Source organism: Xinfangfangia pollutisoli (genome assembly GCF_020179405.1).
Classification (GTDB): domain Bacteria; phylum Pseudomonadota; class Alphaproteobacteria; order Rhodobacterales; family Rhodobacteraceae; genus Pseudogemmobacter; species Pseudogemmobacter pollutisoli.
On sequence record NZ_JAICBZ010000004.1, the window covers coordinates 123,479 to 135,007 of the forward strand.

Below are 11,529 nucleotides of genomic sequence, written 5' to 3' on the forward strand. Positions count from 1 at the left end.
GGCCAGGAGTAGCGACATGAAACTGCATGAACTCGCCGACAACGAAGGCGCCGCCAAGAAGAAAAAGCGCGTTGCGCGCGGCCCGGGCTCGGGCAAGGGCAAGACCGCCGGCCGTGGTATCAAGGGCCAGACCTCGCGTTCGGGCGTCGCCCTGGGTGGCTATGAAGGCGGCCAGATGCCGCTGTACCGCCGCCTGCCGAAGCGCGGCTTCTCGAAGCCGAACCGCAAGGAATACGCTGTCGTCAACCTGGGCCTGATCGAGAAATTCATCGGTCTGGGCAAGCTGGACGCCAAGGCCGAGATCACCGAAGACGTGCTGGTCGCGGCGGGCCTGACCTCGAACAAGCGCGACGGCATCCGCGTGCTGGGCAAGGGCGAGATCAAGTCGAAGATCACCCTGACCGTCACCGGCGCGTCGGCCTCGGCGATCGAGGCGGTGAAGGCCGCCGGCGGCAGCCTGACCGTCACCACGGCGGCCGCAGCCGAATAAGCAGTTGTGAGCGGCCCGAAGGTCGCTTACATCAGCACTGGTTTTCCCGCGCCGCCGCCCGGAAGCCCCGGTCGGCGGCGCTGTCCATGCAAAAGGGCAGTCCATGGCATCCGCCGCAGAACAGATGGCCGCGAACCTCTCCTGGGGCGCGCTCGGCAAGGCGACCGATCTTCGTCAACGCATCTTCTTCACCATCGGTCTTCTGATCGTCTACCGGCTTGGCACCTATATTCCGGTGCCCGGGATCGACGCCGATGCGCTTCGCGAGTTCATGGACAAGGCGGGGCAGGGGATCGGGGGCATGTTGAACATGTTCACCGGCGGCGCGATCAAGCGCATGGGTATCTTCGCCCTGGGCATCATGCCCTATATCTCGGCCTCGATCATCGTGCAGCTTCTGGCCACGATGTACACGCCCTGGCAGCACCTGAAGAAGGAAGGCGAGCTGGGGCGGAAGAAGCTGAACCAGTACACGCGCTACGGCACCGTGGCGCTGGCGCTGTTCCAGTCCTACGGCATCGCGGTGTCGATCCAGGCCGGTGATCTGGCCCATACGCCGGGGATGTTCTTCATCGCCTCCTGCGTGATCACCCTGGTCGGCGGCACGATGTTCCTGATGTGGCTGGGCGAGCAGATCACCGCCCGCGGCATCGGCAACGGCATCTCGCTGATCATCTTCGTCGGCATCGTGGCCGAAATTCCGGCCGCCATGGCGCAATTCCTGGCGCAGGGCCGGTCGGGCGCGATCTCGACCCCGGTGATCCTGGGCGTGATCGTCATGGTCATCGCCGTCATCACCTTTGTGGTGTTCATGGAGCGCGCGCTGCGCAAGATCCATATCCAATATCCCCGCCGCCAAGTGGGGATGAAGGTCTATGACGGCGGCTCGTCGCATCTGCCGGTCAAGGTCAACCCGGCGGGCGTGATCCCGGCGATCTTCGCCTCGTCGATCCTGCTGTTGCCGACCACGATCTCGACCTTCTCGGGCACCTCGACCAACCCGGTCCTGTCCTATATCACCGCCTATCTGGGCTATGGCCAGCCGCTGCACCTGGCCTTCCTGGCGGCGCTGATCGTGTTCTTCAGCTATTTCTACACCGCCAACGTGTCGTTCAAGGTCGATGACGTGGCCGAGAACCTGAAGAACCAGAACGGCTTCATCCCCGGCATCCGTCCCGGCAAGAAGACCGAGGAATATCTGGAATATGTGCTGAACCGCATTCTGGTGCTGGGCTCGGCCTATCTGGCGGCGGTCTGCCTTCTGCCGGAGATCCTGATCTCGGAAATCGGCATCCCCTTCTATTTCGGCGGCACGTCGGTGCTGATCGTGGTCTCGGTCACCATGGACACGATCAACCAGGTCCAGTCGCATCTTCTGGCGCATCAGTACGAGGCGCTGATCGAGAAGTCGCAGCTGCGCGGCAAGAAGCGCACCGGCACCCGCGCGCCGGCGCGGCGCTAAGGGGACGGGCATGGCCAAGAACATCATTCTTCTGGGGCCGCCCGGAGCCGGCAAGGGCACGCAGGCGCAGCGTCTGGTCGAAAGCCGCGGCATGGTGCAGCTGTCCACCGGCGACATGCTGCGCGCGGCCAAGACCTCGGGCACCGAGATGGGCAAGCGCGTGGCCGAGATCATGGACAAGGGCCAGCTTGTCACCGACGAGATCGTCATCGGTCTGATCGAGGAAAAGCTGACGGCCGGCGCGCCGGGCGGCTTCATCTTCGACGGCTTCCCGCGCACGCTGAAACAGGCCGATGCGCTGGGGGATCTGCTGGCCCGGATGGGGCAGAAGCTGGATGCGGTGATCGAGCTGGTGGTCGATGACGAGGCGCTTGTCGGGCGCATCGTCAAGCGGGCCGAGGAAAGCCGTGCGGCGGGCCAGCCGGTCCGTGCCGATGACACGCCCGAGGTTTTCGCCGACCGTCTGCGCGCCTATTACAAGCAGACCGCGCCCTTGCTGGGCTATTACTATGCCAAGGGCGGCCTGGCGCAGGTGGATGGGATGGCGGCAATGGATGCCGTTGCCGCGTCCATCGCGAAAGTTCTTGACAGAGCGTGAAATGCTGATCCGCGGCCTTGACGGGGCGCGGAAAAGCCCATAAAGCACGGCGTCCGGCGGGGAATCGCCTGCGCCGGGCATCCCATTCGCGGGAATTCGACGCCCGGGCCAACGCCCTGGCAGGTTGTGAAAAAAGGTTCTGGTGCGACGGAACCGCAACGAGGAAGGAAAACGCGTGGCACGTATCGCTGGCGTCAATATCCCGACCCAGAAAAGGGTCCCGATCTCTCTGCAATATATCCACGGCATCGGCCCGCAAGTCGCCGAGAAGATCTGCGAAGCGCTGAACATCGACCGCGCGCGCCGCGTGAACCAGCTGTCGGATGCGGAAGTTCTGGCGATCCGCGAATATATCGACGCGAATTTCACCGTCGAGGGCGATCTGCGCCGTGAAGTCTCGATGAACATCAAGCGGCTGATGGACCTGGGCTGCTATCGCGGCCTGCGTCACCGCAAGGGCCTGCCGGTCCGCGGTCAGCGCACCCACACCAACGCCCGTACCCGCAAGGGCCCGGCGAAGCCCATCGCCGGCAAGAAGAAATAAGGGGAGCGCAGGAACATGGCACGTGATCCGAAAGCCGCTCGTGGCGGCAAGCGCAAGGAACGCAAGAACATCGCCGCGGGTGTGGCGCATGTGAATTCGTCCTTCAACAACACCAAGATCCTGATCTCGGACGTTCAGGGCAATGCCATCGCCTGGTCGTCGGCCGGGACCATGGGCTTCAAGGGTTCGCGCAAGTCGACCCCCTATGCCGCCCAGATGGCTGCCGAAGACGCCGGCCGCAAGGCGCAGGAACATGGCGTGAAGACGCTGGAAGTCGAAGTCCAGGGCCCGGGTTCGGGCCGCGAATCGGCGCTGCGCGCGCTGGCCGCGGTGGGCTTCACCATCACGTCGATCCGCGATGTGACCCCGCTGGCCCATAACGGCTGCCGGCCGCCCAAGCGCCGTCGCGTCTGAGCGGAAGAAAATACGGCCGGGTCATGCAGCAGCATGGCCCGGTTCGCGCATTTGAAAGACCCTCGGGCGCCCCGCTTCTTCGGGACCATGGAAGCGGCGGCAAGAATGGAGGCACTGAATGATCCACAAGAACTGGCAGGAACTGATTAAGCCCACGCAACTGGTCGTGAAGCCTGGCGCCGATGCGGGCCGGGTTGCCACGGTCATCGCCGAACCGCTGGAACGCGGCTTCGGTCTGACGCTGGGCAATGCGCTGCGCCGGGTGCTTCTGTCTTCGCTTCAGGGCGCCGCCATCACCTCGGTTCAGATCGACAATGTCCTGCACGAGTTTTCCTCGGTTGCGGGCGTTCGCGAGGACGTGACCGACATCATCCTGAACCTGAAGGGCGTCAGCCTGAAGATGGATGTCGAGGGGCCGAAGCGCCTGTCGATCTCGGCCAAGGGCCCGGGCGTCGTCACCGCCGCCGCCATCTCGGAAACCGCCGGGATCGAGGTTCTGAACAAGGACCATGTCATCTGCCACCTCGACGAGGGCGCGGATGTGTTCATGGAACTGACGGTTTCGACCGGCAAGGGCTATGTCTCGGCCGACAAGAACCGCCCGGAAGATGCGCCGATCGGCCTGATCCCGATCGATGCCATCTATTCGCCGGTCAAGAAGGTCAGCTACGAAGTGCAGCCCACCCGTGAGGGCCAGGTGCTGGACTATGACAAGCTGACGATGAAGGTGGAAACCGACGGCTCGCTGACGCCGGATGACGCCGTGGCCTATGCCGCGCGCATCCTGCAAGACCAGCTGTCGATCTTCGTCAACTTCGAGGAACCCGAAGCGGCGAAGTCGGGCGAGATCGACTCGGGCCTGGAATTCAACCCGCTCCTCCTGAAGAAGGTGGACGAGCTGGAACTGTCGGTCCGTTCGGCCAACTGCCTGAAGAACGACAACATCGTCTATATCGGCGATCTGATCCAGAAGACCGAAGCCGAGATGCTGCGCACGCCGAACTTCGGCCGCAAGTCCTTGAACGAGATCAAGGAAGTGCTGTCGGGCATGGGCCTGCACCTGGGCATGGACGTGGAAGACTGGCCGCCGGAAAACATCGAAGACCTGGCCAAGCGCTTCGAAGACCAATTCTAAACGGCGCGCGGGGGCAACCCCGCCCGTCGCAAGACAAATGCCCGCATCAGGCGGGGACCATCCGGGCAAATGCCCCAACGACGCGGCCCGCAACGCACGGGCCGCAACACAAAGCAAAACGCGACGTTAGGAGAATGACATGCGTCACGCCCGCGGCTATCGCCGCCTGAACCGTACCGCCGAGCATCGCAAGGCGCTGTTTTCCAACATGGCCGGCTCGCTGATCGAGCATGAGCAGATCAAGACCACGCTGCCCAAGGCCAAGGAACTGCGCCCGATCATCGAGAAGCTGATCACGCTGGCCAAGCGCGGTGACCTGCATGCACGCCGTCAGGCGGGTGCGCAGCTGAAGGAAGACAAGGACGTCGTCAAGCTGTTCGACGTGCTGGGCCCCCGCTACAAGGACCGCGCCGGTGGCTATGTCCGCGTGCTGAAGGCCGGCTTCCGCTATGGCGACATGGCCCCGATGGCCATCATCGAATTCGTCGATCGCGACCCTTCGGCCAAGGGTGCGGCCGACCGCGCCCGGCTGGAAGCAGAAGACGCGGCCGAATAATCCGCGTGAAAATTGCAACACAAGGGCCCGCCGGAAACGGCGGGCTTTTGCGTTTCCGAAGAGTAACTCTGGGTAAATGTGTTAAAATTGTGGCCATTAGGCCTTGAACTTGTGGCAAGACGATCGAAGATCAATTGCAGGTAGAATCGCAAGATTCTGGAAACGGGGCTGTATGTCCGAGAGAAAGGCCGTGACGGAGTTGCTTGACCAGTTGGATCAGCTTGCACCCATGGGGTACAACGTCGGGTTGCACATTCGGTTTGCGACTCCGCTGATCTATCGCAGCTCGTATCCGGAAGACTGGCTCGAGCATTACAACACCCATTCCTACTATCTGCGCGACCCGCTGGTTTTCTGGGGCGTCGGCGTCGAAGGCACGACGCGCTGGAGCTCGATTCCGCTTCCCGATCCGTTCGGAGTGTTGAAAAAGGCTGCGACATTCGGGCTGACTTATGGAGCAGTCTCCTCCTATGGCCCGATTACTTCGAGGTCGATCGTCGGCGTCTCGCGGTCGGACCGGGAATTCACCGATGGCGAGCTTTCGACGCTGCGCGAGCTGACCATTCAGCTTCATGTCGCGGCCAAACCGCAGTCGGATCTGACGAAGGCTCAGATCGAGGCGCTCAGATGCGTCGCGAATGGGGACCGGCACACGGCTGCGGCGGATAAACTCGGGATCACGGAAAGCGCCTTCAAGGCGCGGCTCCAGTCGGCACGAATCCGGCTGGAGGCGCGAACGACCTCGGAGGCGATCAGAAAGGCGCGTGAATACCGACTGCTGTGATCCTGTGCCGTTCCCTTCAAGGTTTAACGAACCACTCTAGAAGGAGAATGGAAATGGAAGTCACGACCCTGTCTTTCGAGAACCTGCACCAGCACGGCCCCCTGTTTGCGAATTTGCTCCGCGCACGTCACCGGACCTTCATTCAGAACAACAAATGGGACCTGCCGCAGGCGGACGGGATGGAATTCGATCAGTACGACACCCCGGCCAGCCGCTGGGTTGCCGTGCATGAGCGGGGCGAAGTTCTGGCGGGCGTGCGGCTGACGCCGACCACCCACAAATGCGGCATCTACAGCTACATGATCCGCGATGCACAGCTGGGGCTTCTGCAGACCATCCCGCAGGATCTGCTGCAGTTCGAAGCGCCGGTCGACCCCTATATCTGGGAATCGAGCCGGGTCTTCGTGTCGGATCTGGTGCCGGCGGCCGAACGGCTGCGGGTGCAGATGCAGCTGATCCACGAAATGGTGGTTTCGGCCCGGAATCTGGGTGCGACCTCGCTTCTGGGGATCATTCCCGAACATTCGCCGCGCCTGGCGCGCCGGGTGGGCCTGGATTGCCAGCCGGTCGGGCCGGTTCTGGACATGGGCGGGATGAAATCCGTCTGCGTCTCGATCTCGATGGCGACGAAGCTGCACTGACTTGACGACATGTGTGTTGTGTACCCGGGCGCCGCATCCTTCCGATCGCGCCCACCTCCGGCCGGGCGATCCCGTGCAGCATCCTCTGCCGAAGGCTAGTGCTTCGGCCTTTGCCGTTCTACATTGGACGGCATGGCCGATCTGTTTGACCTCCCCCCTGATCCCGGCGCTCCGCCCTCTGGGCGTGCAGCGCCGAGACCGCTCGCCGACAGGCTTCGGCCCCGCCAGCTGTCAGAGGTGATCGGGCAAGAGGCGGTGCTTTCGCCCGAAGGCCCGCTGGGCGCCATGCTGAAATCCGGTTCGCTGTCGTCACTGATCCTTTGGGGACCGCCCGGGGTCGGCAAGACCACGATCGCCCGGCTGCTGGCCGCCGAGACCGACCTGGCCTTCGTGCAGATTTCCGCGATCTTCACCGGCGTGCCCGACCTGCGCAAAGTCTTTGAAGCGGCGCGGCTGCGGCGACAGAACGGGCAGGGGACGCTGCTGTTCGTCGACGAGATCCACCGTTTCAACAAGGCCCAGCAAGATGGCTTTCTGCCCTATATGGAGGATGGCACGATCCTTCTGGTCGGTGCCACCACGGAAAACCCCTCATTCGAATTGAATGCAGCCCTTCTGTCGCGGGCCCAGGTGATCATCCTTGAACGGCTTGATCTGGCCGATCTGGAACGGCTGGCGCAGCGGGCCGAGAAGGAATTGGGCCGCGCGCTGCCCCTGAAGGGCGAGGCGCGCGAGTCGATGCTGGAAATGGCCGATGGCGACGGGCGCGCGCTTTTGAACCTGATCGAGCAGGCGGCGGCCTGGAAGACGGACCATTCGCTGAACCGCGAGGAGCTGGCGCGTCGGCTGATGCGGCGGGCGGCGCGCTATGACAAATCGGGGGACGAGCATTACAACCTGATCAGCGCCCTGCACAAATCGGTGCGCGGCAGCGATCCGGATGCGGCGCTGTACTGGTTCGCGCGCATGCTGGAAGGCGGCGAGGATCCGCGCTTCCTGGCCCGGCGGCTGGTGCGGATGGCGGTCGAGGATATCGGGCTGGCCGATCCCGAGGCGCAGCAGGTCTGTCTGGCCGGCTGGCAGACCTATGAACGGCTGGGCAGCCCCGAGGGCGAACTGGCGCTGGCCCAGGCGGTGGTCTATCTGGCGCTCGCGCCCAAGTCGAACGGCGTCTATGTCGCCTACAAGGCGGCGCGGGCGGCGGCCAAGGAAACCGGCAGCCTGATGCCGCCCCGGCATATCCTGAACGCGCCGACGCGACTGATGAAGGATGTGGGCTATGGCGCGGGCTATGCCTATGACCACGATGCCGAAGACGGCTTTTCGGGGCAGGACTATTTCCCCGAAGGCATGCGCCGGCCGGTGCTGTACAGCCCGCCCGAGCGCGGTTTCGAACGCGAGTTGAAAAAGCGTGTCGACTATTTCGCCAAGCTGCGGATCAAGCGCCAGGGCGGCTAGCCGCGCCCCGGCGCCCGGTCCGCAAGCCCCTGCTTACGCGCCGACCTCGGTCCGGCATTCGCGTGCGGCGGTGTTCACCCCGATCACCACCTTGCTAGAGGCGGGGCCTGCCACATCGGCATTGAAGCTGGCGATATCCTCGGCGGTCAGCACGGTGGTGATCCGGCTGGCGAAACAGCTGCGCACCGCCTCGGCCTTGGCGGCGTCCAGCCCGTCCGTCGCCTGGCGCAGATTGGCATCCACCGTCTGGTCATAGGGCTGGCCGACCGGCACCTTGCCGAAATCGGCCTGGCAGCTGTGCGGATTGCGGATCGCGGCCGGCTTGCCGCCCAGGGCCTCGGCCTCGCGGGCAAGCAGCGTGTCGCAGGCCCAGATCCGCGCGAAATCCGGCATCCGGGCGTTCAGGTCGATCCAGATCTCCAGCCCGTCCATCCCGTAGACGCCGCGGTTGGGGTCGATCGGTTCCATCGCCGTGGTATAGTACCACTTGCCCAGAAACACGCCTGCCAGCGCCAGAACACCCACCGCCGCCACCGCCAGCACCCGTTTGACTCCACTCATCTTCTTACTCCGAACTTAGGGTCGCCGCGGTCCTAGCCGCTGTTTTCTGCCGCTGCAATGCGGCGCGGCGCCTGGCCAAAGCCTTTGCAAAACCCCCGCGTTTGTTGCATTGACCGGCGATCCCTGTCCGAGGCAAAAGATGCTCGACGATCTCGACGATATCCATCCCTTGTTCCACGGCGCGCCCTCGTCGACCGAGTTCAAGAAGCTGCGCAAGCGGATCGTGCGGGACGCGCGCGAGGCGATCGAGACCTATGGCATGGCGCAGCGCGGCGACCGCTGGCTGGTCTGCCTGTCGGGCGGCAAGGACAGCTATACCCTGCTGGCGGCGCTGACCGAGCTGAAATGGCGCGGTCTGCTGCCGGTCGAGCTTCTGGCCTGCAATCTGGATCAGGGCCAGCCCGGCTTTCCGGCGACCGTCCTGCCCGAGTTTCTGACCCGGATGGGGGTGCCGCATCGGATCGAATATCAGGATACCTATTCGGTCGTGACCGCAAAGATCGCGCCGGGCGGCACGATGTGCAGCCTGTGTTCGCGGCTGCGGCGCGGCAACCTGTACCGGATCGCCCGGGAAGAGGGCTGTTCGACCGTCGTCCTGGGCCATCACCGCGACGATATTCTGGAAACCTTCTTCATGAACCTGTTCCATGGCGGCCGTCTGGCCACCATGCCGCCGCGGCTGCTGAATGAAGAGGGCGATCTGTTCGTGGCCCGCCCGCTGGCCTTCGTGGCCGAGGCCGATTGCGAGCGGTTTGCCCGGGCGATGCATTACCCGATCATCCCCTGCGATCTGTGCGGCAGCCAGGAAGGCCTGCAGCGCGCGCAGGTCAAGAAGCTGCTGGACGACTGGGAAGCCCGTACCCCCGGCCGGCGGCAGATCATGTTCCGCGCACTGATGAATGCCCGCCCCTCGCATCTGGCCGATCCGGCGCTGTTCGACTTCGCCGGTCTGGCGCTGGGGCAGCCCGGCGCAATTGAGGAAAAGTCGACGCAACTTCGCCTGCCGGATTAACGAAGCCATCACCGCTTCGGGCCTAGGTCTCGGGATGGCGGCAGGTCCGCGCCCGCGATGAAAGGTCTTCCGATGACGATCTGGCCCCTCGCCGATAGCCTGCTTCGGATACAGCGGGCCCTGGGCTGGGTTCGGCGGCCCGAATTCCTGGTCTTTCTGCCGGCGATCACGCTGGCCGGGTTCTGGATCGGTGGCGAGACGGTGCTGATCCTGCTGGCGGTCGCCCATCCGCTGCTGTTTGCCATCGCCGGCCAGCCCGCCATGGCCGCGGCCGCCCAGCCCGAAGATCTGTCGCCGATCGGCCGGGCCGTCAGCGCGCTGGACCGCATCCTGCCGACCATGGTCGACAAGGGCCGCTCGACCGCCTGTCTGGTCGTGCAGTTCGACGATCTTGACAATGTGCTGGACCGGCATGGCCGTTCGGCCCAGGCCGAGGTGATCGTTCGGGCGACCGATCGGATCCGCGGGGCGCTGCGGCTGGGGGATTTCGTCGCCAATATCCATGGCGATGCGGTGGTCGTGGTGCTGGCGCCGGTGCGCCGGCTGGATCTGGAAACCCTGGTGCAAATGTCGTCGCGCCTGCAGGAAGCGGTGACCGCGCCGATCTCGCTGGGCGGCGCCCAACTTTATGTGACCTGTTCGATCGGCTTCTGCATTGCCGGCCGCGCGCCCGAGGCGACGGGGCGGTCGATCCTGGACGCGGCGCAGGCCGCCTCGGATGAGGCGCTGCGCAACGGGCCCGGCGGCATTCGCGCCTTCTCGCCCGACATGGCGCAGAAGCGGGCCGAACGCGACGCGCTGCGCGACAGTCTGGAAGAGGCGCTGGACAAGGGCGATATCCGGCCGCATTTCCAGCCGCAGATCTCGACCGATACGGGCGAGATTTCGGGGCTGGAGGCGCTGGCGCGCTGGCATCATCCGGTGCGCGGCTGTCTGACGCCGTCGGAATTCCTGCCCGCGGTCGAAGGCAGCGACCTGACCGAGCGGCTGGGCGAGGTCATGCTGTTCCACGCCCTGACCGCGCTGGTCGCCTGGGACAAGGAAGGCCTGCGGGTGCCGGCCGTCTCGGTCAACTTCTCGGCGGCGGATTTGCGCAATCCACGGCTGCCGGACCGGATCAAATGGGAATTGGACCGGTTCGAGCTGAAGCCCGAGCGGCTGACGGTCGAAATTCTGGAAACCGTGGTCGCCAATGCTGACAATGATGTGATCGTGTCCAACATCGCCCAGCTGGCCGCGATGGGCTGTGGCATTGATCTGGACGATTTCGGCACTGGCCATGCCTCGATCGCGACGATCCGGCGCTTTGCCGTGCGCCGGCTGAAGATCGACCGCAGTTTCGTGACCCGGGTCGATCATGACCGCGAACAGCAGAAGATGATCTCGGCCATCGTGTCGCTGGCCGAAAGGCTGGGGCTTGAGACGCTGGCCGAAGGGGTCGAGACAGCGGCCGAACACGCGATGCTGTCGCAGCTGGGCTGCGGCCATGTGCAGGGCTTTGGCTTTGCGCGGCCGATGCCGCAGGATGTTGCCACCGACTGGGTGCGCCGCCATGTGAACCGGCAGGACCGCATCCCGCGCATCGGCCTGCGCCGATAGGGCCGCGCCCCGGCGCGCCCGGCGCGGGCGCCCCGGGGGCCCGGGGGGCAGGCCGGGCGCCGGTTCCGGCCCCCACAGGCCGCCGCCCGTCGGCGCCCCGCACTGTGCCGCCCTGCGCCGGGTGTGGGGACACACCCGGGCCTTCACCCCGCGCGACACCACCGACTGCGGGCTCAAGGCCCAGGGCCAGCCCGGCGGCGTGGCTGGGCAGGCGTGTCCGCCGCGCCCCCGCGGCCGCAGGGCCGCAGCCGGCGCCTGTGCGCACCCGGCCCTGT

At 65.0% G+C, this 11,529-nt stretch carries 13 protein-coding genes; 12 read left to right on the forward strand and 1 reads right to left on the reverse strand.

All coding sequences use genetic code 11. From position 1 onward, the window contains the following. Positions 1-16: 16 nt before the first annotated feature. The 10 genes from rplO (at position 17) to K1Y73_RS03460 (ending at position 8,082) form a co-directional block, all read left to right on the forward strand. Entirely contained in the window at positions 17-490 is a 474-nt protein-coding gene (gene rplO / locus K1Y73_RS03415) for a 50S ribosomal protein L15 (RefSeq protein ID WP_225026511.1), read from the forward strand. Positions 491-593: 103 nt separating this feature from the next. After that, positions 594-1,952 carry a preprotein translocase subunit SecY gene (gene secY / locus K1Y73_RS03420; RefSeq protein WP_225026512.1) on the forward strand — a complete coding sequence of 453 codons (1,359 nt, stop codon included), beginning with the start codon at positions 594-596 and terminating at the stop codon, positions 1,950-1,952. Positions 1,953-1,962: 10 nt separating this feature from the next. Beyond that, positions 1,963-2,550, forward strand: a complete 588-nt coding sequence (locus K1Y73_RS03425; RefSeq protein ID WP_225026513.1) for an adenylate kinase — start codon at positions 1,963-1,965, stop codon at positions 2,548-2,550. A gap of 175 nt (positions 2,551-2,725) precedes the next feature. Next, positions 2,726-3,094: a 30S ribosomal protein S13 gene (gene rpsM / locus K1Y73_RS03430; RefSeq protein WP_225026514.1), complete on the forward strand. Its 369-nt coding sequence runs from the start codon at positions 2,726-2,728 to the stop codon at positions 3,092-3,094. A gap of 15 nt (positions 3,095-3,109) precedes the next feature. Next, the gene (rpsK, locus tag K1Y73_RS03435) at positions 3,110-3,508 is read left to right on the forward strand and encodes a 30S ribosomal protein S11 (protein WP_225026515.1); all 399 of its coding nucleotides are present in this window, start codon (positions 3,110-3,112) and stop codon (positions 3,506-3,508) included. A gap of 118 nt (positions 3,509-3,626) precedes the next feature. Next, the gene (locus K1Y73_RS03440; RefSeq protein WP_225026516.1) at positions 3,627-4,643 is read left to right on the forward strand and encodes a DNA-directed RNA polymerase subunit alpha; all 1,017 of its coding nucleotides are present in this window, start codon (positions 3,627-3,629) and stop codon (positions 4,641-4,643) included. Positions 4,644-4,782: 139 nt separating this feature from the next. Further along, on the forward strand, positions 4,783-5,199 hold the full coding sequence (gene rplQ, locus K1Y73_RS03445) for a 50S ribosomal protein L17 (RefSeq protein WP_225026517.1): 417 nt from the start codon (positions 4,783-4,785) through the stop codon (positions 5,197-5,199). A gap of 190 nt (positions 5,200-5,389) precedes the next feature. Then, entirely contained in the window at positions 5,390-5,983 is a 594-nt protein-coding gene (locus tag K1Y73_RS03450) for a helix-turn-helix transcriptional regulator (protein ID WP_318248216.1), read from the forward strand. A 53-nt stretch (positions 5,984-6,036) separates the two neighbouring features. Further along, a complete protein-coding gene (locus tag K1Y73_RS03455; RefSeq protein WP_225026519.1) occupies positions 6,037-6,624 on the forward strand; it encodes an acyl-homoserine-lactone synthase in 588 nt (195 codons plus the stop codon). Between the two features lie 132 nt (positions 6,625-6,756). Beyond that, the gene (locus K1Y73_RS03460) at positions 6,757-8,082 is read left to right on the forward strand and encodes a replication-associated recombination protein A (protein ID WP_225026520.1); all 1,326 of its coding nucleotides are present in this window, start codon (positions 6,757-6,759) and stop codon (positions 8,080-8,082) included. Between the two features lie 33 nt (positions 8,083-8,115). On the opposite strand, the gene K1Y73_RS03465 is transcribed toward K1Y73_RS03460, so the two are convergent. Beyond that, positions 8,116-8,643, reverse strand: a complete 528-nt coding sequence (locus K1Y73_RS03465; RefSeq protein ID WP_225026521.1) for a hypothetical protein — start codon at positions 8,641-8,643, stop codon at positions 8,116-8,118. Between the two features lie 139 nt (positions 8,644-8,782). Between K1Y73_RS03465 and ttcA the strand changes: the two genes are divergently transcribed. Both ttcA and K1Y73_RS03475 read left to right on the forward strand, forming a co-directional pair. Then, positions 8,783-9,655, forward strand: a complete 873-nt coding sequence (ttcA, locus tag K1Y73_RS03470) for a tRNA 2-thiocytidine(32) synthetase TtcA (protein WP_225026522.1) — start codon at positions 8,783-8,785, stop codon at positions 9,653-9,655. A 72-nt stretch (positions 9,656-9,727) separates the two neighbouring features. Beyond that, on the forward strand, positions 9,728-11,254 hold the full coding sequence (locus tag K1Y73_RS03475) for a putative bifunctional diguanylate cyclase/phosphodiesterase (protein ID WP_225026523.1): 1,527 nt from the start codon (positions 9,728-9,730) through the stop codon (positions 11,252-11,254). The last annotated feature ends 275 nt before the right edge of the window (positions 11,255-11,529 follow it).